Origin of the sequence: Roseofilum reptotaenium CS-1145 (assembly GCF_028330985.1) — a bacterium.
Lineage (GTDB): Bacteria > Cyanobacteriota > Cyanobacteriia > Cyanobacteriales > Desertifilaceae > Roseofilum > Roseofilum reptotaenium.
On the sequence record NZ_JAQMUE010000080.1, the window covers coordinates 151,391 to 175,481 of the forward strand.

Genomic DNA, 24,091 nt, shown 5'->3' on the forward strand with positions numbered 1-24,091 from the left:
TACACTAAAATGAGAAATCATCCCTTGGCACAGTCAAACAGCAAGTATGTCTTTTAACATTAATCAAGGTCTGTTTCAACTTGACTTCACCGACTTTCACGCCATCCTAGGAGTTCCCATCCAGGCAGACAGTCGGCAAATTCGCAAGCGCTATATGCGCATTGCAAAAAACCTCCATCCAGACAGTAGTTCCACGGGAACCCCAGAAGAAAAACAACAAGCCAGCCAAATCCTCTCCAAACTGGTGAACCCAGCCTATGAAAAACTTTCCCAGGAGAAAGAATACAAAGAATATATGGTAATGTTGCGCCTGAAAGGCCAACAAGCGACTCAGCAAAACAGGAGTGAAACCTTACAAAGTGAGGCAGCAAAAAAACTTGCCCAAGCGAAGGACGTGGAAGTTGAGTATAAAAAAGCAATGGAGGATTTGGCGACTCAACAATACCAATCCTTAGATGACTTCAGTAAAATTACTGGGGAAATTAGCGAATTGAATATGGTTTACCTGATGCAGGTAGGGAGTTCAGGCGCAAAAGCAGCAAGTAAAACGAAAGCAGCTACTCCTCCCCCTCCTAAACCTGGAAACCCACCGCCTCCTCCTGCACCGAAGCCTGAGAAAAAATCACCGATTGACGGCTATTATGGGCGAGCGAAGGAACTGGTTGAAAAAGGGAACTTCCCGAAAGCAATCCTAGAATTGCGGGATGCTCTGAAGTTAGAACCAACCAATAGTGATTGCCATAGCTTAATGGGTCTGATTTACCTCAAACAAGGGCAGAAAACCATGGCTAAAGTCCATCTCAACAAAGCTCTCGAAGGCGATCCCAAACATGCGGAAGCTCTAGAATCCCAGAAAAAACTAGAAGCGTTGATGAAAAAACGCACGGATGCGAGCAAAACCGATCAAAAAGCCAGTCAAGGGATTAAGATATTCGGGATTACGATTGGTGGTGGAAAGAAAAAGTAATGGTTTATCAGTCTGCTCCAGGGGCTAGGGATTTACTTCCCCTGGACGTTGCCCAAAAAAACTGGATTGAAGACCGTCTGTATCAAGTGTTTCATCAGTGGGGTTACCATCGGATTATTACCTCAACGTTGGAGAGATTGGATACATTGATGGCAGGAGGCGCGATTAATCGCTCTACTGTGATTCAACTTCAGCAGGGTCAAGAAGAGTTAGGTTTGAGGCCGGAAGTGACGGCCTCCATTGCCCGGACTGCGGCAACTCGTAAATATTTTAACCGGGTGACTAATCCCAAGCGATTTTATTATAGTGCTAATGTTTTCGTGCGATCGCCGAAAGGAGACTATGGTCAGCAGCAGGAATTCTATCAAGCCGGAGTAGAATTGTTGGGTGCTGGTGGAGTAGCGGCTGATGCTGAGATCTTATTATTACTGGCGGATTGCCTACAAGCCCTAGAATTCAGTTTAGATCAATGGGTTTGGGTGATTGGAGAAGCCGGATTAACCCAGTCTCTGTTATCCTCATTCCCAGCAGAATATCAAAAACCGATCCGAGAGGCGATCTCCAGTCTAGATTATATTGCCTTACAACAGCTCGATCTCCCTGAAGACTTACAGCAACGGGCACAACTACTTTTCAACCTTCGAGGAGAACCCTCCCAAGTCTTCCAGAAATTAACCGCTCTCGATCTGACTCCAGAAGAACAGAGTAAATTAGAAAACTTAAAAACCTTAATCGACCTGCTACAAGAGAGTCGCCCCAATCAACCCCCTTTACCGATTATTGTGGATTTGAGTTTAATTCGCACCTTTGATTATTACAGTGGCATTGTCTTTGAAGTGGCCAGTCGCCAGGGTACAGAGGTAAAAATCCTCGGTCAAGGGGGACGCTACGATCAATTGGTAGCTGTGTATCATCCTCAACATGAAAGCTTGCCCGGTATTGGCTTTTGTCTGAATATCGAAGCCTTGCAACAAGTGCTTCAAGGGGGCGATCGCCTGCCGACCGAAATTCCCGCCAGCGACTGCCTCGTGGTTCCCTTAACTCATCGAGCGTTGGGCGCTGCATTCACCTATGCCGAAACCTTGCGCTCTCAAACGCCCAGTATTCGAGTCCAGGTAAACTTACTAGAATGGGAAACTCAAGAAGCGGTTAAAAACTATGCCAAAGAGCGGCGGATTCACCAAATTGCTTGGATAGATGCCCAAGGTAACCCCCAGATTGAATCGATTTCCTAGAGTAGGGGCGAAACATTTTTTACCCCTACCATACCTTCGCCTTTTTGCAGTAGGTTAGCTTTCACTGGGCTGAACAAGGGAGAACCCGTCCCTTGCCTTCTAAAGATTGGCGAAGGTATTGCCCGACTCACCCTATTGATGAACCTTACCCGATCGACAGAAACACCATGCCTCATACCATTGTTACTAATATTTGTGAAGGAGTCGCCGACTGTGTAGAAGCGTGTCCCGTGGCTTGCATTCACCCCGGCCCGGGTAAAAATACGAAAGGAACGGATTGGTTTTGGATTGACTTCGATACTTGTATTGACTGTGGAATTTGTTTAGAAGTTTGCCCAGTAGAAGGGGCAATTCTGGATGAAGAAAAGCCAGAATTGCAAAAAACGCCCTCTCTCTGATGAGGAGATAGGGAATTACCCATTGCCTACTGCCTGTTGCCTACTGCCTATTGCCTCATATGACTCTTGCCCAATTTTGTCAAAATTTAGGAGATCCGAAAGTCTATTATTCCCAAGTGGCGACGGCTACGGGTGGGGTGGTGGCTAGTATTTTGGCTTGGCATATTCTACAACGACAGGGCGATCGCTCTGACAACTGGATCAGAATCAATGGTCAAGACCTCACAGCTCAAACGGGCTTAACTGAGGCAGAACAGCAACTAGCTCGCCAACAGTTAGCCCAAAAAGGATTGCTCGAAGAGCGTCTTGTACCGGGTAGAGGGGATATAGTCGATATGCGCCTTAACCTGGAACAGCTAGAAATGGCTCTTCAGCCTGGAGAAACGCGTGCTTCTTCACCTCCTGCTGACCCTTATTTTCCGGCAAAACGCCAGCCGATCGCAGTTAGTGTCACTCCCCATTACCAATTTACCGGCCCTTGGACTTCTCAAGAACAATTTGAAGCTTTTCAGTCCCAACTTCTAGAGTATGCCAAACAAAAAGGCTTAGACAATCCATCGGGATGGATGTTTAAGATTGTCGATGGACTCACCAAAGGCATGATTTCACCCTTTTGGGAGGAGTTTATCAGCGATCGCCCCTTGGGGTCGAGTCAGCAAGTCAAACGGGATTGGGAAATTGAACCGGGAGTGCCTTATCCTGCCTTTGAAGAAGAACGGATTCAATATTATGTCCAGAAGAGAGAACCCCTAGAAGTCGCTGTTTCCAAAGCACGAGCTGACTTAAGAAAACCCGTATTGGCTCAAGATTTATGGGCAGGATTTCTGCGAAAGTGCGATCGCCTCGCCGATCGAGCGCTGAAAGCCAAACAACAAGGCTTAAGCACGCCCTATCTACCTCCTTCGTTTACTCAACGACCCGAAATTACCAAAGAACAGGTGATGGAGAAATTATTACAAGTTTCTGCCCCGAGCGCCTTACCTGAATCTGAACCTTCTGGCGATCAAGACAGTTCCCCGTCCCTAGAGCAATTGCAAAAAGCCTATCAAAGTCCCCTGGGACGCAGTTGGGTCAAACAGCAACTCCAGCAACATCCCGAATGGGGATATGAGATTATTGATAATCAAGTGCAACCCTCGTTGCCCTTTTAGGGGAATTAAGGATGTTCCCTTCGACTCCGCTCAGGGAGCAGTGGGGTTTCATGCGTCATTTTTGGCGATCGCTCAAAGTCTCGTGGAGAGAGGATTTTATCCTTTTTTCAAAAGTTAACTTTTAATAATACGATCAAACCCCCCTATCTCCCTATTCCCCATCCCCCCATCCCCCATTCCCCATGGAACCGTTACATCAAATCGATTCCCTACTTCCAGGAAGACCCAAAATCGGCCCTGAGCAGCGTCAAAAACAGGCTCAGGAGCGTCGAGAGCTGGAAAAACAAGAAGGATATCAAAAGCTGATCGACTTGTGCGCGATCGCCGAACCAGAAGCCGCTCAACGACTGGCAGCCGCTAATTCCCATTGGGGATATAAAATTATCAATGGTTGGGTGCATAACCAGACTGAGGACGTAGAATAGTCGCTTCAGGAGAATCCAGTGTGTTTTACAATAGAGAAAACCTGAATTTAAGTTGACTTTTCTCAGATACTCCCTTCAAGAGAGATAAAATTATAAAATTACTCTTGGATAACTGTGGCGATCGCTGGCTCCATAATCTAGCCTTCACTCGTACAACCGCTCCTGAATGTTGTTCTCGTCTTCTTCCGTGTCTAGATCGTATGCATCTGCCAATGAACAAATGGATCAGATTCAATTATCTTTGCCCCTCGGAAATATCTTACTGGTCGATCGCCAATCCCAAGGATTTGAGGATTTAGCTCACCGATTCAGTCAAGAAGGATATACGCTGCGCCATATTCCTAATCCTCTGATGGCGCTAATGATTGCCCGATCCACTCAGCCGGATTTGATTATTCTTAAAGTGAGCGAGATTCAATCGGAAGATCGCGATCTGTGTTTAAAACTGAAAGAAAATATCAAAACCTGTGAAATTCCGGTCGTTTTAATTGCCGATCATCGGCTAGAGGTTCAATCCGAAACCTTGATTGCTATGGGGGTTTTTGATTGTATTTTTAGTGGCTATAATGAACCCGAAACGATTATTCGATTGAAAACCCAGCTTAAAATCCAGAGCTTAAGTAAAAAGATTAAACAGCAACAAGCGTGTTTGCAGCAAGAAATCCGCGATCGCCAAGCGGCCCAAGCCCAAGTCGAACAACTCAACCTGGAACTAGAACGACGGGTGCAAGAGCGGACTGCACGACTAGAGGAAGCCAATCAGGAACTGAAAAAGGAAATTATTGAACGTCACAAAGTTCAGAAACGCCTCCATCATCAAGCCTATTATAGTAACTTGACGGGATTGCCCAATCGGACGTTATTCTTAGAGCGATTGGAAGATGCCGTCAGCCGGCAAAACCATCAACCTGATTATCGATTTGCTGTCTTGTTTATTGATGGCGATCGCTTCAAAGTCATCAATGACTCTTTAGGTCACGCGATCGGGGATCAATTGATTGTTGCCATGGCTCGCCGCTTGGAAAGCTTAACCCGTCTAATCGATACGTTAGCCCATTTAGGGGGAGATGAATTTGCAATCTTACTCGAAGAAATTCGCAACTTAGAAGAAGTTACCGATATTGCCCAACAAATTCATCAAGAATTCTTGGCTGCCTTGCATGTGGATCAACACACAGTCTACCTTAATATCAGTACTGGGATTACCTTCTATATTGGAGAAGAACGCCCTCCTCAAGAGATTCTCCGAGATGCAGAAACGGCGATGTACCGGGCAAAAGTTTTAAAGCAAGGAAGCTATCAGATTTTTGACTCAGCCATGCACGCCAATGCTGTATCTTTGCTGCGGCTAGAAATGGATTTACGGCAAGCCCTAAAATGCCATGAGTTTTACCTGCAATATCAGCCGATTGTTTCCTTGAAAACGGGTAGAATAACCGGTTTTGAAGCCCTCGTGCGCTGGCAACATCCAGAGCAAGGATTTAGACCTCCCAATGAATTTATTCCAGCGGCTGAAGAAACCGGGTTAATTGTCCCCATAGGCCGTTGGATCTTAAAAGAAGCCTGTCAACAACTGAGAATTTGGCAAGAGCGTTATCTCCAATATTTTCCCATCACAATTAGCATTAACCTTTCCACCAAGCAATTCTTACAGGCAGACTTGGTTGAGCAACTCGATAAGATATTGCAAGGGGTGGAAATTGATGGCAACTTAATCAAGCTGGAAATTACGGAAAGTGTGATTATGGAAAATGATAAATCAGAAGGGTTGATTGAACAGTTTCAAGACCGCCAAATTCGCGTATGCTTAGATGATTTTGGCACGGGTTATTCTTCTCTGAGCTATCTTCAGCGCTTAAAAGTAGATACCTTGAAAATTGACCGCTCGTTTATTCGAGATTTGGATGAAAATGAAGATAATTTGAAAATTGTCGAAGCAATTATTACCCTAGCTCATCAATTGGGTATGGATGTGACGGCTGAAGGGGTGGAAACCATAGAGCAAATCAAACAATTACAAGTTCTAGGGTGTGAAATGGCTCAAGGGTACTTTTTTGCCAAACCCTTGGATCATGAGCGCGCTGCACAGCTTATTGTTAACCCTCCCCAATGGTTGCAGGAGGAGTAATGGTGAATATTGCCTATCGCCTGCAAGAACAGTGTCGTCAGTCTGGGGATTATCCGGCTATTATTACCCAGAAACAGTCGATTTCTTTTTCTGAATTGGATATCGCTTCGAGTCGTGCGGCGGCTTATTTGCAAGAGTTGGGGTTAAAAGCAGGGGAGCGGCTTCTGGTATTTTTGCCCATGTCTATCGATCTCTACATTGCCCTACTTGCGCTCTTCAAACTGGGCATTATTGCTATGTTTCTCGATCCTAGCGCTGGTCAAACTCATCTGGAACAATGTTGTCAGATAGCCCCTCCTCAAGGACTGCTGGCAACGCCAAAAGCTAGCTTGCTGCTGTTAAAATCTCCTGCTCTACGGCAGATCCCTCTGAAACTGGTTCCCCATATTTTTCTTCCGGGGCTTAAAAATTGGCAGCGTTGGCGGAGTTATCCTCCTTCACCAACTGTGCATCCAGCGATGGCTGAAACGGCTGCCTTGTTAACGTTTACCAGTGGTAGCACGGGGAAACCGAAAGCGGCTTTGCGTACCCATGGTTTTCTGCTCACCCAGCATCAAGTGTTAGCGCATCATCTGCATCATCAACCCGGAGCGATCGATTTGACAACCCTGCCGATCTTTATTTTGGCGAATCTGGCTTCTGGAGTCACGAGTCTTATTCCTGCGGGGGACTTGAGAAAACCGGGATTTGTTCATCCTGCTCCCATTTTGCGGCAAATTCAAACTCATCAACCCACAAGTACGGTTGCTTCTCCGGCATTTCTAGAGCGTCTGGTGAGCTACTGCGGACAGCACAAGATGAGATTGGAGAGTTTCCAGCGTATTTTTACAGGGGGCGCTCCGGTTTTTCCTCAATTGTGCGATCGCCTGCAAAAATGTGCCAAAAGTGCCCAAATTATCCCCATGTATGGCTCCACGGAAGCCGAACCCATCGCCCATACTTCGACTTCGCTCAGTAACCATACTTCTTCTCCTTGCTCCCTAGGAGGACTATACGCAGGTCATCCTATACCGGAAATCAACCTAAAAATTATCCCCGACTCCTGGGGAACACCCATTGCGCCCCTGACTCCTGAAGCCTTTGCTGACTATACGTTACCGCCCCTGACTCCGGGAGAAATTGTGGTCAGTGGAGATCATGTTTTACCCGGTTATGTCAACGGAGAGGGGGATTTAGAAACCAAATTTTGTGTTGGTGATACCCCTTGGCATCGTACTGGAGATGCGGGGTATCTCGACGCTGAGGGGAATTTATGGCTGCTCGGCCGCACCCGTGCCAAGATTGAGGACGATAAAGGGATACTCTATCCTTTAAGTGTAGAGGCGATCGCCCATCAATTCCCGGCGATCCAACGCGCCGCCCTAGTTAAGTATCACAACCAACGCTGGCTAATTTTAGAATTAAATCCCCTACACCCGGCTGATGAACATCAATTCTCCCAGCTCAAATCAGCCCTAGAATTTGCCCAAATCGATGAAATCAAAATTGTATCTAAAATCCCCGTTGATGCCCGTCACAACGCCAAAATCAATTATCCTGCCTTGGAAAAAATCCTAGCTAAACTCTAGGCAAGCCTGAATGAGCACAAACTGTTAACCCATGATTTAGAATCGCTATAGTTAAATCAATTGTCGTTCCATAGCTCCTTACTTCTATGACAAACGTTCAAATTCCCTGGACATCAGCCGATTTAGAACTGTTGCCCAATAACAATAACCGCTATGAAATTATCAATGGAGAATTGTACATAACCCACGCCCCCATTGGAAACATCAAAAAACTATAGGTAAAATTTGCACAGTCCTAGAAAACTGGATAGCAACAACAGGAACAGGTGAATAATATTCAATCCAGGGCTAATCTTTACTGAGACCGATAATGTTATCCCCGATCTAGTTTGGATGACGAATGAGAGGTTAAACAAATCTGTTGATGAATCGGGTCATTTTATCGCGGCTCCAGAGTTAGTGGTTGAAGTGTTATCGGAAAGTAAAGCTGATGTTCGTCGGGATAAAGAAAGCAAGTTTAAATTGTATTCTAATCAGGGCGTTCGGGAATATTGGATTGTGGACTGGCAATTAAAGACGGTAGAGGTTTATCGACGGGAACGAGCGAAGTTGGAATTAGTGATGATCTTATTAGAGGAAGATGAGATAACGTCTCCTTTGCTTCCGGATTTTTCTTGCAACGTCAATGCCTTTTTTACCTAAGCGATCGCAATTCAAGTCAACTAGATGACAGCCAATCGACTAGATGACAGCCAATCGACTGCCCAACCCTGAAAGTGCCATTATTGAAGATGCAAAACTGGCTAGCTATTGTCTTAATCCTAATCATGTAGATGGAAACCCTAAAATATTCCTCGTTTAGTGACTTGCTATATTCTGTAATGGAGCATAGACATAGCTGTTTAGAGCGATCGATTCTTGTCTGGATTAACACAAACATTTGAAGAGTGCGATCGCTTGACCATCCCCATCTGCTATTTGCTCGATGGAGATGCTACAATAAAGAATCATTGTCGTACAGTATTATTCCTACGAAAAGAGTATGACTCACTTAAATCTAACCCTGCCAGAGTCTATCAATAACTTTGTTTGCCAGCAATCTACAAAAGAAGGTTACTCAAACGCCAATGACTATATCTTGAGCTTAATTACTCAAGCACAGAAACAAGCGGAACAACGGTATTTAGAGCAACTCTTACTGGAAGGATTGAATAGCGGTACACCCATTGAAGTTACAGACGAATGGTGGGAAGAGAAAAGAAGTCAGTTAGTCGATAAAATCAATAATTTGTCCTAGTTACGTTGTATGGCTTCAAAGATTGCGATCGCACCACAAGCAAATCTCGATTTAGAGCAACACTTTGAGTATATCGCCATTAACGATGCTGACTCGGCTATGCGCTTTTTTGATGCGGTGCGATCGACTTTTTCACAATTAGCTAAGAATCCAGGTATTGGGCGGATATATGAAGTCAAAAATCCTAACTTACAAGGATTGAGAAAATGGAGAGTTACGGGATTTGAAAAATATCTAATCTTTTATCAGTATTCTGAAGAGACATTAACTATTATTAGACTGATTCATGGGTCTAGAGATATTGCTTCTATTTTAGTAGAAGAGTAAGCTGATTTTGTCTTTGAGAAGATGCGATCGCCTTTAGGGGCGGGTTCGCCAACGATTTATAATACCAACCCATAACCTCTGTCAACCCGCCCTAACCACACCAAACAGCGATCGGGCAGGTTTACAATATTAATTGAAATTAATTGAAGATACGTCTGACTAATTTCTATCGTTACCGCCTCATTAGACGGATAACTATTTTACGTTTTACTTTAGATTTTTTTCTATAAAAAACAACTTTTAGCCAATTTATGCCTGCTCCTCCATACCCCAATAACCACTCTCCATAACTCATTACAAAACCAGGCCTTTTCCATCGAGTGTACGAAAGAGCTGGTAATTCTCCAATCGCTGCTTTTTCTCTATCAAAGCTTAAGTCCTCATATCTTTTCCATTCACTTCCATCATGCCATTGTATCTGTTTGCAGAAATTTTTCCAAGTTTCTGAGGCTGCATCAGGATGTCCACCTAAAGTCTTCCAAATGTGTTTCTGTATGCTAAATCCAAATTGTCCATCGCTGTATTGCACCCACAATATATCAATATCATTAAAGTTATCGCTGGGAATTCTGCGGTAAAGATCATAAAAATCATCAAACCCATCTAATACCATAACTTGATAAAAAATCCAAGATGTCTCTTCATCGGCTTCTCTCCACTTTTCTTGCTGTAATAAAGTTTCTAATTCCTGGCACAATCCATCTCTTGTAAGTTCAGATTTAAATTTCCTCAATTCCTTCTCAAAACCTTGATCTGCTGCTGTATTGTACTGAACAGATAGCATTTGCTTGAACCCTTCTCTAAATCGTTCTGGATTTCCTTTATCGGCAAACTTTAATCGAAATATCTCTTGCCATTGCTCTTGATTTTTCTTGCCTCGATTTGCCCACAATTCAGTTAACGCACTCCAAGCTTTTTGGTATAGAGGATAAAGTTTATCTGTGTCTTCTAGTAACCGGACTGCTGAAAAAATCTGGGATAAATTCTGTGAAACTCGATACTCGCGCTGGTCTTCTTCCAGGTGATAGCTAATTTCAATTAATCCCAAAGCCATCGCTCGCTCAATTTGTTCTCGTTCCTCTTCTCTACTGGACAATTGTCCTTGGCAAACTGCCTCTAAAGCCGCCATCGGGACGTGAATTCGGTACACCAAACAGGCACTGAGAATTTTGGCTAGAGGCTCGTCGATGAGGGGATTCAAATCTTCCCAAATCACTTTGTACTTCCAGGTTTCTGGGTTAGTTTCCCATTGGGTCAGCCGTTCCTCGGCATTGTCTTGCACGAGAACTTCATCGTTGATTTTTTTCAATAAACGAGGATTGCCACTGGCTAGGGTTAGGGCGCGGGGAATTAATGCCTGGTTCTCATCTGAGTTAAAATGGGGCAAGCGCTGCAAGATTTTCAACAGGTCGGCATGATGAAAACTTTCTAAGGGCTGGATAAAAAATCCCTCTAAAAGATCTGATTGAAACTGATAGCGACAGGTAATAATCATCCGATGTCCGGCATTAGTCCTCTGCATAGCCCAGACTAATGCTCTTAAAACTCTGGCGGTCTCTGGCTTGAGTCTATACTGTCCGGAAATGAGTTCCAAGTTCTGCTCAAAATCATCCAACACCAATAAAAATGGCTGAGAGTCAGATGCAGCAAATAGATTTCGCAGTCGATATTTGAGTTCTTCTTGTCCCTGGAGCAGTTGGCGTTCTGTTGCATCCTCCAGCTCATCGCTTAATTTCTTAACAATGCTCTGTTCGTTGATGGGTTGTTCTTGCCAAGTCCAAACTATGGGTTCCTTAAACCAAGGTAATAGGCGCTGGCATAATCGAGCAGCAATGGCACTTTTCCCCCAACCTCCCATTCCGGTTAAGAGAACTCCTACCTTATCCTCATCCGTTTTCAGACTGCGTAAACAATTTTGTAACTGGCGACGACGACCGACAAACTCTTTGGGGCCGAGGGGAAGTTCTTGCTCTCGCGTGGGAATAAAATCTTTAATGTTGCGCGGGGGTGCTGGTTGTCGCCGTTGCCTTCGACTGTTACGTTTGGTCACCAAAACACCAGGCAAAGAGGTAGCATACAGCCGCAATAGGTGCCATTGGCGATACTCACCTTGACCCGATTCCAGATCCCAAGTAACAAGATTAACCATACCTTCGCCCTCTAATAGGCGCTGATAGGTTAGTCCCAAGGCCTGCACCAGGGTTTGGCCGGCCGATAATTCTCGATACAAGGTGGCCGCAATGGCGGAAGCTTCCTTATCTTGAACTCGGTCTCCCCAACTTAAAACGGCTGGCGCTCCCTCAAGGACTAATTCTTCCGCCATCGAGAGTACTAGTTGGCCTGCTGAAGATCTTGAATATCCTGTTTGACACCCAGACAAAAAGACTAACTTGGGATAATTCAGTTGTAAGGTTTTAGCAATATCTGCCGCACTGCTTTTCTGACAATACCCATATTCGTCTTCCGTGAGAAAATAAGGTTGCTCACCGTCTATGGTTCCATGACCGGTTAAATGAACCACATCAAATGGGTCTTCTTCGGAATTAAAAATATCTTGAAATTCCTCCAGGCATCCGCTTTCTTCAACAGTTAAGCACAGGTCTTTGGTAATCCCTTTGGTTGCCATTAAGATCTGGCCTTCTTCTGCCTCAAAATCCAGCACGGGTTGCACATCTTGGGGAGAACAAGCCATAAATACCATATTCAAAAAACGGGGTTTGGCTTCTTCCTTCACCGTCAATTGCTCACCATCTAACCCTTCTGTTACCCAGCGAACGGGAACAATCGGCGGTTTTTGCTCCACGAGGAATTGTTTGCCGTTGTGCAAAATCTCCCAAGGAAGATTGGCCAATCTCCCTGATGTGGAAATCGCCAGGACAATTTGCTCGCCTCTGTGCTTTTTTCGGGATTCATTTAGCGCAGATTGCAACAGTCGGTCGGTTCCATCAAGCCAGTTAAACAGTTCTTCTCCCATCTCTGCATAGGACACGGGAAGTAATGTGTAATAATCTGTCTCGCTTATTTGGAGTAATTCCTCAATCTCGCTCAGAGCTAGAAACCGTGGCTCAAATTGGTTGGGATTATCCCAGAAAAACTGAAACCTAGCCTGGTCTTTCCCTACAGGGGTCAATTGAATGTGTAGAATCCGAACCATGGGAAAATTAACAATTAACAATTAATAATCAACAATTTTTATTTACTCCAAGAGTTCTTTAATCTGCTCGATTGTAGCATCTTTGAGCAGTAAACGCCGCCCGTCATCGGTGACAATCATCACTTTCTCCAGCTTGCGTCCTGAGTCTTTCTTCTGGGATTTCTGATACCATTCGTAAAGTTGATTGGCGATCGCCATCGTACCTCCCACAATACCCACAATAGTGGCGATCATCGTTAATACCTCGGCTCTCTGGGGTTCATTCAGGGTTTCATAAGTCCCCTCAATTCCGGTAATCCTCAGTAGCTCTTCGGTTGCGGCTTCTGCGTCTTGACCAACAATTTCAATCTTCATGGGTTAACTCCGACTCATCTCTCTAGTTAAGTATTTTCTCTCCATTTTAGAAGCGATAGAAGAAGCTAGGAACATTTACCACTGAAGCGTTCAGATTCCCCGATCAGAATTAAAAATCTTGCGCTAAAATCAAGCGACTGCGATCGACAACCGCCCAACTCAATAGCCATGATGACTTCAGAATATCAACATCCCGTTTTACCGAAAGCGACCCATGATGAAAGGGCGCGTCAAGAATTTGTCATGAGCTTCAAAGGCTATTTGCAGCACAAGATCTTTCCTAGCATTAAAACCCTGTACGAGCAAGAAATAGAGCCAGAATTAACCGCCCAGAACCCCAATCCTCAGCCTTGGGAAATTCGTCGCTTCATGAAAAACCAACCACGCTACCAGTGGATGGGTGCCTTAAAACGGCTGAATCAGGAAATGCTTTGGCAGTCAGTGAGTACCAGCGTTGAGCGACAACTGCCAGAATTGATTGAGCGGTCTAAACCCAAACATCCCTCCCTCGGTTCTTTGAGCCTAGACCCCAAATTTATTATGCCTTCCCATCAAACCCAGGTGGATATTCACTGTATGCCCGGGGGATATCATACGGAAGACCAAGACGATGATGTCACCGCAGGCGCTATTTATGACCATGGGGTTTATCTCTATGGGTTAGGATGGCTGGGTTCTCTGAATGATGACTTAGGACAGAGCCTCATTCATCACTATCTGAAAGCCGAATATCCACAGTTTCAACCCCAGAATATTCTCGATTTAGGTTGTTCGGTTGGTCACAGTACCCTCCCCTATGTAGAAGCTTATCCAGAAGCAGAAGTACATGGGGTAGATCTGAGCGCTCCCTTGTTGCGGTATGGTCATGGTCGAGCAGAAGCCTTAAACCGCAAGGTTCATTTCCATCAACAGAATGCGGAGTCCATGACGTTTGCAGATGGCTCCTTTGATTTAATTGTCAGTCACATTTTATTCCACGAAATCCCGGTTTCGGCCATTCGGCGGGTGTTGAAAGAGTGCGATCGCCTCCTGCGTCCCGGTGGTATGATGGTTCACCTAGAATCTCCTCCCTATTCCTATCTGACTCCCTATCAAGCTTTCTTATTTGATTGGGAAACAGCGAATAATAATGAACCCTATTGGAGCGCGATGAAAATGCAAGACCTGGCAGCATTGACTACTGAAGCTGGGTTTGAACCGGACCGCATTACCCAACAGTTTATCCCCAGTTGGTTGAGAACTCAACAATTAACGGTCAATAAAGGAGCATTAGCCAGCCGAGGGACTTGGTTTATCTTAGCAGCAACTAAAGATAAAGGTGAATAAAAAATCTCAAGTTTAGTGTTTAAAGAATGAATGAGGACGCTAAAGCTATTCTAGAAAAAAAAAGAAGAACACAACAAACATTTATTTTTGAACTCAGAGAAATTGATGGCGAGGTGCGAAGATGTTGTAAAGTCGATTATCTTGCTTTTCTACAGTTCAATTCGAGAGCGGAAAATGCTGTTGTGCAAGTCAAGCAGCTTATTGCAGAATATCAAGACTATGAAATATTGGATAATTTAATCATTATTTTTGAGGACTATAATTGGCGACCTCATTTAGTCGCTTGTGTAATTCTTCTACTGCTGGATGATGTTGAACTCTATTTAGAGTTACTGTGGTCTCGAATCAAACACGGCAGTTGGGTTGCACCGCAACTTGTTGCCACAGCCCTATTAATGGATCGCGACTTCACTGCAAAAGCCGAGCGCTTGTTAGAAGATAGTGGAACTTCTAATAGATCTGTGTGTGCAATAGCGGCAATCTTCGAGCAACTATATCCCCACAAGGAATTACCACCAATCGAATTAAAATTTATCAGCGATGAACAAACTCTTTTAAGTAAGAAAATTACTATACGTTGGTTGTCTAGAGTCTGTTCTATCATGGAGATCGGCAATCCTTTGATTAAAGATTAAAGTGATTTTATGACTCTTACCACCTATAAATGGATGTTCTTTGTAGAGATTCAATGAGTTTTAAGGATTCTTTTTGTTCGCATTCGTCATCCAACTCAGACCAAGAGGCAAACATCTCTTGTAATCTTTGCTGTTTGAGCTGTTTGTCTTGACGATCTCCACTATTAAGACGAACCATCGCATCATTCCAATTCTGCACGGGATTGGTTTGAACAGTCTGTTGACGAAGGCAACGAACCAGTTCTAGCAAACCGGGGATATCTTCTTCTGGAATTTGCTCAATTTCTTGAAGTAGAGCGAGTTTTTGATTGTTGGACATCTTTGATGGGTTATTCATAGTTTTGGAGGATAGTGGAGATCGCACTCTAGCTTCACTATATCCTATTAGCCCATTCTCGAACTGGACTGCGATCGCTCTGCTGTATCGAGGGACTAGCAAGCGCACGATCGAGCTAAAATTGAATTACCATGGCTTCAGACAGACGGGTGAGAATGTCAACAAGGAGAGAAAACCATGACAGCATTCATTTTAAACAATCCAGAAAGTGCCTCGATTACCGAGGAACAATTTTATCAACTTTGTGTTGCCAACCGCGACTTAAGATTAGAACGAACGGCTCGAGGAGACCTAATTATTATGCCAACGACAGGGGGAGAAACGGGAAACCGGAATTTTAAGATCGCTCAACAATTAGCCAATTGGACGGATACAGACGGAACCGGAATAGGGTTTGATTCTTCCACTTGTTTTAAGCTTCCTCAAGGGGCGGATTATTCCCCCGATGCGTCTTGGATACCCTTAGCCAAATGGGAAGCCTTAACCGCAGAGCAGAAAAAGAAGTTCCCGCCCTTGTGTCCCGATTTTGTCATCGAGCTGCGATCGCCTAGCGATTCCTTGACACTCCTACAAAATAAAATGCTCGAATATATGGATAATGGCACTCGGTTAGGTTGGCTGATCGACCCGAAAAACCGTCAAGTTGAAATTTATCGTCAGGGACAAGAAAAACAAACGTTAGACAATCCAACCACCTTATCCGGAGAAGATGTTTTACCCGGTTTCAGTTTAAATCTTAACTTAATTTGGTAAATTCTTATTGCAGGAAGATTATGACCAAAATGTGAATGAGTAGAATAGGGTTCGCAGACAACGGGTAATATCAAATCCAGAAAAGTTTGCATCAATTGATCCTTGGGAGGCAATTGGCTCTAAGCCCCTTGTGAGTGTGCATGTATATAGAGAAATGATATAACTACCATGAATCGTCTTTGGTTTGCCTTCTGGTTAACAGTGCTGGTTACCACTGAATCTGTGGCGATCGCCCCGAAACCTAACCCAGAATCTATTCTCACCCAGAATTCTTGTCTCGTTTTGGCTCAAGACTTGGTGGAGAAAGGCGAGCGCTTAAGCAAGCAGCAAACCTTGACGGCTCAATTACCGGCGATCGCCCAGTGGGAAGAAGCCCGTTACCTATGGCACAGGGCGGGGAATTCCGAGCAGGAAGCAGCAGCTTTAATTAAACTTGGCTCCATCTACCAATATTGGGGAGCCACTACCCCAGCGCGGGAGCGTTACCGTGATGCTTTAGCTTTGGCTCAACAGCTTGGCGATCGCCTCCAAGAAGCCTTGATTTTAGGGCAACTGGGGAGAATTCACGACATGGATGCCGATCGATGGCAGAAAGAATGGCAATTTGCGAGCGATCGCGGTTTTACATCAGTTACCTCTCGTCGCTCAGATATTTTAAACCAACAACGTCACAGTGATTCGGATAAAGCTGCCCAATTCTTTCATCAAGCCTTAGCCATTTATGAAGTGTTCAACCAATCTCCTCAAACCGCAACCTTTGCCTCGCGACAGGGGGAAGCACAGTTGCTCAACTGGCTGGCAGAATCCAAAACCGATACCAGCGAACGATACGAATTGTTCCAGCAAGCGTTGAGAATTTATGAGGAGATTGGCGATCGCAAAGGCGAAGCGGTTATTCTGAACAATTTAACTCGATTACGCTTATTTGAATGGTTTGACGAGCAAGCCGGATTGGACATATTCGATCGCTCTCGATCCATTTACCAAGAAATTGGTGCATCGTCTTCAGAAGATAGCCATTGGGCAAAAAAACAGAACGTTCGGCTCTTAAATACAATGGTTCGCTACTGGTGGAGCGAGAATCAAGCCAGAGCGTTAGAGTTTCACCAGCAAGCTTTGAGTCTGGCTCGTGAGATAGATGATTTCGATGGCGAAGCCTTAACCCTGGAAATTTTGGGCGATCGCTATCTTTCCTCCGATAATCTGCAACAGGGATTAGCGTTTTATCAACAAGCCTTAACCCTATACGAAAATCTGGGAAATGGGGTTAAGCAAGGGGAAATGTTGAATCATTTAGGGAATATCTATAGCGATCTGGGAGAAACGGCTAAAGCGCTAGAGTACTATTCCCAAGAACTGGATCTATTGGTAGGAATGAGTCATTTTTATCGTCAACTTGGGGATACAAATAAAGCATTAGATTTCCAATATCGCCAACCCATAGTTTTGGGTCATTTAGGTCAAATTTACGATCGCTTAGAAGAACCAGCAGCCGCCTTAGAGCAGTATAACAAAGCACGAGACGTGTATCAAGCGGTCAACGATCTGCAAGGGGAAGCCACGTTTTTGCTGGCGATCGCCGAACGATATGGCGATCGCGATCGTCAGGAAGACATGCTAACCTTCTTAAATCAAGCTGTTCAAGTGTATCAACAGGCTGGTGATAGAGAGGGAGAAGCCCAAATTTTAGAGAAAATTGCCACCATCCATGTCCATCGATTCGGAGAGTGGGAGCAGGGATTAGAAGCCCTCGATCGGATGTTAAACCTTTATCGGAGTCTTGGCGATCGCCCTGGAGAAGCCAGAACCCTTTACCGGATTGCGTCCCTCTACGAAAATGAGTTGGAAGAGAAAGAAGAAGCCTTAGATTTTTATCGCCAAAGAGTTGCGATCGACCGCGAATTAGGGGACAGTGTTAGTGAAGTCTTTCATCTGAGAACAATTGCCAAAATCGACTACGAACTCGGCAATTATTACCCTGCACGAGAGTCCTTCAAGCAAGCAGCACAGGTTTACCGAGAAAAAGGAAATTTAGAGCGAGAAGCGAGAACATTAATTGAAATTGGTGATGACTATATCAAATTCGGAGAACAGGAAAGTGCGTTAGAGTTTTACCAGCAAGCCACTCCCATTTATCAACAGTTAGGAGACTATAAAAAAGAAGCCGTAAACCTCAGACGGATGGCTGAACTTCATTACGAGTTAGAGCAGGTACCACAAGCTATCCTTCTATTTTCTCAAGCGCGGCAAGTTTACCAAGACAATGGCGATCATTCTGGGGAAGCCTGGACGCTGTACCGGACGGGAATAACGTACACGACTCTGGGAGATTTGGAAAATGCTTTAGCCTCTTATAACCAAGCTTTGGAACTTTACGAACAAGAACCCGATGCATCGTTTCGAGAAGAACGAACCCTGGATATGTTGCTCCGGATTGGTCGAATTTATGCCTATTCGGGAGAACAAAAGAAAGCCATAGAGTTTTGCGATCGCGCCGTCAGTTCCGCTCAAGAATTCCTTGAATCTAAACCGATGAAAAGCGCCGAAGTTTTTCGAGAAATTGGGAAGGCTTGCTATCAAATTGGCAATCCACAGAAGGCATGGAAAGCCTTTAATGCCTATCGACAACAGTATCAAAACATTGGCACAGATGAAGCAGTCACGGGCTTGATGCGTGTGGGAGAAGATTATGTAGAACTGGGAGATATCGAACAGGCGTTATATTTTTTTGTGCAAGCTAGAAGGATGTATCAAGAACGTAATTTTCCCGAAGGAGAGGTCAATACCTTAACTTGGATAGCTAACCTCTATTTTCGTTCGGGAGACTATCCGGAAGCTTTTGGGTTTTATCGCGAAGCCTTGCGGTTGACTCAAACGATTAACAATCCTAAAAAAGAAGCTGGAATATGGTCAAAACTGGGAGGCATTTATCTAGAGTTAGGAGATCGAGAAAAAGCGATCGCCTCCTATGAGCAAGCGTTGCAAATTTACCGCAACCTGGGAAATGCCAGGAGAGAAGGAGAAACCTTGGAGGATTTAGGGACAGTTTACGAACAATTGAAAGAGACAGAAAAAGCGCTGGAGTTTTATGACGACTCTCTAACTCTTTTTGAAGCAGGGGGTTTGCGATGGAAACTAGGTGCGAGTTTGCGAAAAATTGGTCAACTTCACTTTGAATTGGGGAATTTAGAACCGGCTTTGAGGTTCTTTAACCAGTCATTAATTGTTGCCGATAGACGGTATGATTTCCTTTATGTTGAATTAGGCAAGGTTCATACTGAGTTAGGCCATTTGGAACAAGCTTGGGATGCGTTCAACACTGCTCTGAAATTAGATCCCGTTCCGGAAACTAAGGCAGATACCCTCTTGGGGATGGCACGAATAGAACGCCAGCGCGGGAACCTTAACATGGCTTTGAATCGCATTGAAGCGGCGATCGCCCTCATCGAAGAAGTACGCGCTCGAAAAAATTCCCCGGAAGAACGACAAACCTTTTTTGCTGCTAAACAGCTCTATTACGAGTTCTACATCGACCTATTAATGGAGTTGCATCAACACCATCCAACTAAAGGTTATGATGCGCAAGCGCTGAATATTAACGAACGCTCTCGCGCTAGAAGCCTCCTAGAACTCCTTGCGGAAGCGAATACCGATATTCGCAAAGGAGTCGATCCGGATTTAGTGCTTCAGGAACGCCGCTTACAGCAACAATTAGATGCCCTCGATCGCCGGGAAGTTGCCCTGTATCAGGAAGAATTTACTCAAGAACAAGTCGTTAACCTCAAACAAGAACGGCAATATCTCTTGAATCAATACAAGGCTCTACAAAGGAAAATCCGAGAAGTAAGTCCGAGCTATGCCGCCCTGACTCAACCTGAACCTGTGACTTTAGAAGAAATTCAGCAAAATATTCTCGATCGCGATACTTTAGTTCTGCAATATGCTCTGGGTGAAGAGGGCAGTTTTCTCTGGGCAATTACCCAAGACCGTTTAATCTCTTATATCCTTCCTTCTCGTCAAGACATTGAGCAAAAAGCTAGACAATTTCGTGGCGATATCGGTCATCCTCGCTCTCGTCATCAACCCCAAAAAGCGATCGCCTCTGGTGAAGCATTAAATTCCCTCATTCTCCAACCTCTCAGAGAACACAGCGATAAAAAACGTCTGGCGATCGTTGCTGATGGAGCCTTACACTACATTCCCTTCAGCGCTCTCCCCAATCCCCATGCTAGAGAAAACAACTTGAGTTCGTTAGTCGAAGCTTATGAACTCGTCCATCTTCCTTCCCTGTCTACCCTAGCCATTTTGCGTCAAGATTTTTCCCAACGCCAAAGCGCACCTCAGCAATTGGCGATCGTTGCCGATCCAGTGTTTAGTCGAGATGACGAACGGTTAGAGAATCATCCTTCTTCCTCAACGTCTAATTCTGTGTCCTTACTTCCCCGTGCCACCACAGATATAGGTGTTCAACTCCAACGACTGCCCGGTACTCGGCAAGAAGCTGAGGCGATCGCCTCCCTTATCCCGGAATCCCAACGGATTCAAGCCTTTGACTTTGAAGCCAACTACGCTTTTGCCACCCATACTCCATTAAACCAGTATCGCACGGTGCATTTTGCCACCCACGGCATTCTCAACAGCGTCAATCCCGAACTGTCGGGGTTAGTGCTGTCCTTAATCGACGAACAAGGTAATCCCAGCAATGGATTTTTGCGTCTCCACGACATTTACAACTTAGATTTATCTGCTGATTTGGTGGTTCTCAGTGCTTGCCAAACGGGACTAGGGAAAGAAATTCAAGGAGAAGGCTTAATCGGATTAACCCGAGGGTTTATGTATGCGGGTACGCCTAGGGTACTCGTCAGTTTATGGAATGTTGATGATGCCGCCACCGCAGAGATGATGACTCGTTTTTATCGTCTGATGTGGCAAGAACAATTATCGCCCACAAAAGCCTTGCAAGAGGCACAACTGGAGATGCAAACCGAGACTCAATGGAGAGCGCCGTTTTATTGGGCAGGGTTTACTCTGCAAGGAGAATGGGAGGAAATAAAGGAAGAATAGACTTTTGATATAGCGATTCTGGCTAGGCAATAGGCAATAGCTTGTATGGCTTAGGATCTAAACATAATTACTTTTTCTTCGGTCGAAAGACTTGAATCACGTCCGAATTACACTCTAGATAGGGTGCGCCAATCAAGTCTAAGCAGTAGGGAATGGCAGGAAATACAGCATCTAAACATTCTCGAATGGATTTCGGTTTACCAGGAAGATTGACAATGAGGGCGCTGCCGCGAATGCCTGCGGTTTGTCGCGATAAGATGGCTGTGGGAACATATTGTAGGGATACGGAACGCATGAGTTCCCCAAATCCCGGCAGCATTTTGTCACAGACTTCTTCCGTGGCTTCCGGGGTTACGTCCCTGGGAGCGGGGCCGGTTCCTCCAGTGGTGACAACGAGGGAGCAGTGGCGATCATCAATGAGGGAAATAAGGGTAGTTTTAATTGTGTCATAGTCATCTGGGATAACCTCATAGACGGATTCCCAGGGACTGGTGAGATATTCTTGGAGGCGATCGATAATGGCTTTTCCAGAGAGGTCTTCATAGACTCCTGCGCTGGCTCGGTCTGAGGCGGTTACGATTCCAATACGGGTATTCATCGAGAATGGGGAATGGGGAATGGGGAATAGGGAATAGGATGATGGGTGCTAGGCTTGAGCATTAAAAAAGTCCTAACTCCCCAGTTTTCTTGCATTTCTATTGCGTACTAGCGGCGATCGCCTTTTTTTTCATCGTCTCAAAGATATTGTAAAATCCATTAGCCCGAGACGGCGTTAAGTTTACGCATAATCCGGTCTCTTGGATGAAGTCTCCAGAGAGAGTGGCGACTTCTTCAGGGCTTAATCCATCTAATCCTCTGACGAGTAATGCCACTAGGCCCTTGGTCAACTGGGCATCAGAATCGGCTTGATAGTGTAGTTTCCCGTCTTCTAGAGTCGCTGTGACATAGACTTGGGAGACACAACCGGGGACTTTATTTTCTTCGACTTTATCTGTGTCTGGAAAGGGAGGTAATTTCTTGGCGTAGTCAATGAGTTGCTCGATGCGACGCTTTGGGTCTTGAGAGCGTTGAAAACGTTTGACAATTTTATCTAAGTTAGGGGGTAGGGTTTGAGTTGTTTCGGTCATAGTGCGATCGCCACCGATATCGTTAATCCATTGTTGTCATCCTGGATTCTAATGGATCGATCGGCTTAACTTACCCAGACTTAAGATATTTTTCCTGTTAGTTAAATTCTTCAAGAAAAAGGAAAAGCGCCTGGGAGTCTGGCCGTGTTTCGACCCCAAACGCGTTTTCCTTTCACTTTACTCCTCACCACCAACCACAGTTTATCACGTTTTGATCATCTGTCAAGGGTTAAGACGATTTTTCTAATAAATCAGCCCGAACACACCCAACTTCAAAGGCAGCGTACCAGTGGCCGGCGGTTTCATAAAAGTGGCTAATCTCTACACTTTTACCGCTATAGGGCAGAACAATCTGATCGCCTGCTTTGCGTCCCCCATATTCGGGTACGGGTTCCGGTTGTTCCACTTTTGGCAATCGGGGAGCATCATGAACTTTACGGGGTTTAGGGACTTTAGAGGCTCGTTCGGGTTTCGCCTCAGGTTTCGCCTCAGGTTTCGCCTCGGATTTCGCTGGAGGCGTAGCTTGAGGTCTTCGAGGTCTTTGAACAATTTCGGGCGGTTTGGGCCGTTGAACTTTAGGGGGAGTTAAGGAGAGTTCTGGCTTGGGTTCCGGTTGAGACTCGGGGGGCTGGCGATCGCTAGAATTGGATTTGGTCATCTTTAAAAACGGGGAACATGCAAAACAAGCATACATTTGATCTATCTTAGAAGATTTGTTCAACCCCCCTGAGCCAATTTCCGCACTCCTCACTCCCCACTTCTCACTTAAACATTAAACCGGAATAACATCACATCCCCTTCTTGCACTACATACTCTTTACCCTCACTGCGTACCAGTCCTTTTTCCTTAGCTGCATTCATAGAACCATGACTAACCAAATCCTGGTACGCAATAGTTTCAGCCCGAATAAATCCCCGCTCAAAATCCGAATGAATTACGCCCGCAGCTTGGGGAGCTGTCATCCCGGCTTGAATCGTCCAAGCGCGGGTTTCCTTGGGCCCAGTGGTCAAGTACGTACGTAATCCCAACAGGGTATAAGTGGCACGAATCAACGATTGTAGACCGCCCTCCTCTACGCCTAAACTGGCCAGAAAATCGTCCCGGTCTTCTGGAGGCAGTTCAATTAACTCTGACTCCACCTGGGCGGAAATGGTCACCACTTGGGCCGTTTCTTGGGCCGCCATTTGTTTGACCACCTCTACCCATTCATTACCTTCAGCTAAATCATCTTCAGATACATTCGCGGCATAAATAATCGGTTTAGCCGTTAACAGACCCAAACCTTGAATACTGTCGAGTTCTTCCTCATTCAAAGACGCTAAACGGGCAGATTTTCCTTCATTCAAGACAGGAAGTAGTTTTTCCAGGGCACTCACTTCGACCAGACCGTCCTTATTCCCTCTGGCTTGCTTACGAGCGCGGTCTAATCGCCGTTCAACTTGACTCAAGTCAGCTAGGGCCAACTCTAGATTAATCACCTCAATATCCCGACTCGGATCGACAGAACCGGAAACATGAATGATATCATCATTTTCAAAGCATCGAACCACATGCACAATGGCATCTACTTCTCGAATATTGGCTAAAAACTGGTTACCAAGGCCTTCACCTTGACTGGCTCCTTGGACTAAACCAGCAATATCAACAAATTCAATCCGCGTGGGAACGATTTGTTCAGATTGGGAAATTTTAGCCAATACGGACAGGCGTTCATCAGGGACGGCAACCACCCCAACATTGGGTTCAATTGTACAAAATGGAAAATTAGCCGCTTGTGCTTTAGCATTGGCGACTAAGGCGTTAAATAACGTTGATTTGCCCACATTGGGCAGTCCAACAATTCCAGCTCTGAGCATTAGTGGAGTTTGTTAATGAAGTTTCAGGTTGTCAAGTTGATTGGGTGT

20 protein-coding genes and 1 pseudogene are annotated in these 24,091 nt (G+C 45.1%); 14 read left to right on the forward strand and 7 right to left on the reverse strand.

Going from position 1 to position 24,091, the window contains the following annotated elements; translation table 11 throughout:
- The first annotated feature begins 46 nt into the window (after nucleotides 1-46).
- The 10 genes and pseudogenes from PN466_RS16660 to PN466_RS16705 all read left to right on the forward strand — a co-directional run bounded on the left by PN466_RS16660 (nucleotide 47) and on the right by PN466_RS16705 (nucleotide 9,436).
- Nucleotides 47-967, forward strand: a complete 921-nt coding sequence (locus tag PN466_RS16660; RefSeq protein WP_271941207.1) for a J domain-containing protein — start codon at nucleotides 47-49, stop codon at nucleotides 965-967.
- A complete protein-coding gene (locus PN466_RS16665) occupies nucleotides 967-2,202 on the forward strand; it encodes an ATP phosphoribosyltransferase regulatory subunit (RefSeq protein WP_271941210.1) in 1,236 nt (411 codons plus the stop codon). The genes PN466_RS16660 and PN466_RS16665 overlap by 1 nt, the downstream gene beginning before the upstream one ends.
- Nucleotides 2,203-2,369: 167 nt before the next feature.
- Complete coding sequence (locus PN466_RS16670) at nucleotides 2,370-2,600, forward strand: indolepyruvate ferredoxin oxidoreductase subunit alpha (RefSeq protein WP_271941213.1); 231 nt, start codon at nucleotides 2,370-2,372, stop codon at nucleotides 2,598-2,600.
- Between the two features lie 59 nt (nucleotides 2,601-2,659).
- Entirely contained in the window at nucleotides 2,660-3,751 is a 1,092-nt protein-coding gene (locus tag PN466_RS16675) for a hypothetical protein (RefSeq protein WP_271941217.1), read from the forward strand.
- Nucleotides 3,752-3,933: 182 nt separating this feature from the next.
- Entirely contained in the window at nucleotides 3,934-4,176 is a 243-nt protein-coding gene (locus PN466_RS16680) for a hypothetical protein (protein WP_271941220.1), read from the forward strand.
- A gap of 220 nt (nucleotides 4,177-4,396) precedes the next feature.
- Complete coding sequence (locus PN466_RS16685) at nucleotides 4,397-6,304, forward strand: GGDEF and EAL domain-containing protein (protein WP_271941222.1); 1,908 nt, start codon at nucleotides 4,397-4,399, stop codon at nucleotides 6,302-6,304.
- The gene (locus tag PN466_RS16690; protein WP_271941225.1) at nucleotides 6,304-7,872 is read left to right on the forward strand and encodes an AMP-binding protein; all 1,569 of its coding nucleotides are present in this window, start codon (nucleotides 6,304-6,306) and stop codon (nucleotides 7,870-7,872) included. Before PN466_RS16685 ends, PN466_RS16690 begins: the two co-directional genes overlap by 1 nt.
- A gap of 86 nt (nucleotides 7,873-7,958) precedes the next feature.
- Nucleotides 7,959-8,514: pseudogene (locus tag PN466_RS26405) on the forward strand (Uma2 family endonuclease).
- Nucleotides 8,515-8,854: 340 nt separating this feature from the next.
- Entirely contained in the window at nucleotides 8,855-9,109 is a 255-nt protein-coding gene (locus PN466_RS16700; protein ID WP_271941228.1) for a type II toxin-antitoxin system ParD family antitoxin, read from the forward strand.
- A 9-nt stretch (nucleotides 9,110-9,118) separates the two neighbouring features.
- A complete protein-coding gene (locus PN466_RS16705) occupies nucleotides 9,119-9,436 on the forward strand; it encodes a type II toxin-antitoxin system RelE/ParE family toxin (RefSeq protein WP_271941231.1) in 318 nt (105 codons plus the stop codon).
- A gap of 172 nt (nucleotides 9,437-9,608) precedes the next feature.
- Here PN466_RS16705 and PN466_RS16710 read toward each other — a convergent pair whose 3' ends face one another.
- Nucleotides 9,609-12,590 carry a CHAT domain-containing protein gene (locus tag PN466_RS16710; RefSeq protein WP_271941234.1) on the reverse strand — a complete coding sequence of 994 codons (2,982 nt, stop codon included), beginning with the start codon at nucleotides 12,588-12,590 and terminating at the stop codon, nucleotides 9,609-9,611.
- A 42-nt stretch (nucleotides 12,591-12,632) separates the two neighbouring features.
- Nucleotides 12,633-12,944, reverse strand: a complete 312-nt coding sequence (locus PN466_RS16715) for a hypothetical protein (RefSeq protein WP_271941237.1) — start codon at nucleotides 12,942-12,944, stop codon at nucleotides 12,633-12,635.
- 168 nt (nucleotides 12,945-13,112) lie between these two features.
- Between PN466_RS16715 and PN466_RS16720 the strand changes: the two genes are divergently transcribed.
- Both PN466_RS16720 and PN466_RS16725 read left to right on the forward strand, forming a co-directional pair.
- Entirely contained in the window at nucleotides 13,113-14,270 is a 1,158-nt protein-coding gene (locus PN466_RS16720; RefSeq protein WP_271941240.1) for a class I SAM-dependent methyltransferase, read from the forward strand.
- A gap of 26 nt (nucleotides 14,271-14,296) precedes the next feature.
- Entirely contained in the window at nucleotides 14,297-14,905 is a 609-nt protein-coding gene (locus PN466_RS16725; protein WP_271941243.1) for a hypothetical protein, read from the forward strand.
- Between the two features lie 16 nt (nucleotides 14,906-14,921).
- Here PN466_RS16725 and PN466_RS16730 read toward each other — a convergent pair whose 3' ends face one another.
- Nucleotides 14,922-15,224, reverse strand: a complete 303-nt coding sequence (locus tag PN466_RS16730) for a hypothetical protein (protein ID WP_271941247.1) — start codon at nucleotides 15,222-15,224, stop codon at nucleotides 14,922-14,924.
- 195 nt (nucleotides 15,225-15,419) lie between these two features.
- Here PN466_RS16730 and PN466_RS16735 point away from each other — a divergent pair, with 195 nt between their 5' ends.
- Together PN466_RS16735 and PN466_RS16740 are read left to right on the forward strand one after the other, a co-directional pair.
- Nucleotides 15,420-15,995, forward strand: a complete 576-nt coding sequence (locus PN466_RS16735; RefSeq protein WP_271941250.1) for a Uma2 family endonuclease — start codon at nucleotides 15,420-15,422, stop codon at nucleotides 15,993-15,995.
- A gap of 168 nt (nucleotides 15,996-16,163) precedes the next feature.
- Complete coding sequence (locus PN466_RS16740; protein WP_271941252.1) at nucleotides 16,164-21,059, forward strand: tetratricopeptide repeat protein; 4,896 nt, start codon at nucleotides 16,164-16,166, stop codon at nucleotides 21,057-21,059.
- Nucleotides 21,060-21,126: 67 nt separating this feature from the next.
- Here PN466_RS16740 and mog read toward each other — a convergent pair whose 3' ends face one another.
- The 4 genes from mog to ychF form a co-directional block, all read right to left on the reverse strand.
- Nucleotides 21,127-21,657 carry a molybdopterin adenylyltransferase gene (gene mog, locus PN466_RS16745; RefSeq protein ID WP_271941256.1) on the reverse strand — a complete coding sequence of 177 codons (531 nt, stop codon included), beginning with the start codon at nucleotides 21,655-21,657 and terminating at the stop codon, nucleotides 21,127-21,129.
- A gap of 97 nt (nucleotides 21,658-21,754) precedes the next feature.
- Nucleotides 21,755-22,186, reverse strand: a complete 432-nt coding sequence (locus PN466_RS16750; RefSeq protein ID WP_271941259.1) for a SufE family protein — start codon at nucleotides 22,184-22,186, stop codon at nucleotides 21,755-21,757.
- Nucleotides 22,187-22,415: 229 nt separating this feature from the next.
- Nucleotides 22,416-22,844 carry a hypothetical protein gene (locus tag PN466_RS16755; RefSeq protein ID WP_271941261.1) on the reverse strand — a complete coding sequence of 143 codons (429 nt, stop codon included), beginning with the start codon at nucleotides 22,842-22,844 and terminating at the stop codon, nucleotides 22,416-22,418.
- Between the two features lie 107 nt (nucleotides 22,845-22,951).
- Complete coding sequence (gene ychF / locus PN466_RS16760) at nucleotides 22,952-24,043, reverse strand: redox-regulated ATPase YchF (RefSeq protein WP_271941264.1); 1,092 nt, start codon at nucleotides 24,041-24,043, stop codon at nucleotides 22,952-22,954.
- Between the last annotated feature and the right edge of the window lie 48 nt (nucleotides 24,044-24,091).

Bases quoted from the DNA above. Each gene is read 5' to 3' on its own strand.
- PN466_RS16660 (WP_271941207.1), top strand. From the start codon at position 47: ATGTCTTTTAACATTAATCAAGGTCTGTTTCAACTTGACTTCACCGAC.
- PN466_RS16665 (WP_271941210.1), top strand. From the start codon at position 967: ATGGTTTATCAGTCTGCTCCAGGGGCTAGGGATTTACTTCCCCTGGAC.
- PN466_RS16670 (WP_271941213.1), top strand. From the start codon at position 2,370: ATGCCTCATACCATTGTTACTAATATTTGTGAAGGAGTCGCCGACTGT.
- PN466_RS16675 (WP_271941217.1), top strand. From the start codon at position 2,660: ATGACTCTTGCCCAATTTTGTCAAAATTTAGGAGATCCGAAAGTCTAT.
- PN466_RS16680 (WP_271941220.1), top strand. From the start codon at position 3,934: ATGGAACCGTTACATCAAATCGATTCCCTACTTCCAGGAAGACCCAAA.
- PN466_RS16685 (WP_271941222.1), top strand. From the start codon at position 4,397: ATGGATCAGATTCAATTATCTTTGCCCCTCGGAAATATCTTACTGGTC.
- PN466_RS16690 (WP_271941225.1), top strand. From the start codon at position 6,304: ATGGTGAATATTGCCTATCGCCTGCAAGAACAGTGTCGTCAGTCTGGG.
- PN466_RS16700 (WP_271941228.1), top strand. From the start codon at position 8,855: ATGACTCACTTAAATCTAACCCTGCCAGAGTCTATCAATAACTTTGTT.
- PN466_RS16705 (WP_271941231.1), top strand. From the start codon at position 9,119: ATGGCTTCAAAGATTGCGATCGCACCACAAGCAAATCTCGATTTAGAG.
- PN466_RS16710 (WP_271941234.1), bottom strand. From the start codon at position 12,590: ATGGTTCGGATTCTACACATTCAATTGACCCCTGTAGGGAAAGACCAG.
- PN466_RS16715 (WP_271941237.1), bottom strand. From the start codon at position 12,944: ATGAAGATTGAAATTGTTGGTCAAGACGCAGAAGCCGCAACCGAAGAG.
- PN466_RS16720 (WP_271941240.1), top strand. From the start codon at position 13,113: ATGATGACTTCAGAATATCAACATCCCGTTTTACCGAAAGCGACCCAT.
- PN466_RS16725 (WP_271941243.1), top strand. From the start codon at position 14,297: ATGAATGAGGACGCTAAAGCTATTCTAGAAAAAAAAAGAAGAACACAA.
- PN466_RS16730 (WP_271941247.1), bottom strand. From the start codon at position 15,224: ATGTCCAACAATCAAAAACTCGCTCTACTTCAAGAAATTGAGCAAATT.
- PN466_RS16735 (WP_271941250.1), top strand. From the start codon at position 15,420: ATGACAGCATTCATTTTAAACAATCCAGAAAGTGCCTCGATTACCGAG.
- PN466_RS16740 (WP_271941252.1), top strand. From the start codon at position 16,164: ATGAATCGTCTTTGGTTTGCCTTCTGGTTAACAGTGCTGGTTACCACT.
- mog (WP_271941256.1), bottom strand. From the start codon at position 21,657: ATGAATACCCGTATTGGAATCGTAACCGCCTCAGACCGAGCCAGCGCA.
- PN466_RS16750 (WP_271941259.1), bottom strand. From the start codon at position 22,186: ATGACCGAAACAACTCAAACCCTACCCCCTAACTTAGATAAAATTGTC.
- PN466_RS16755 (WP_271941261.1), bottom strand. From the start codon at position 22,844: ATGACCAAATCCAATTCTAGCGATCGCCAGCCCCCCGAGTCTCAACCG.
- ychF (WP_271941264.1), bottom strand. From the start codon at position 24,043: ATGCTCAGAGCTGGAATTGTTGGACTGCCCAATGTGGGCAAATCAACG.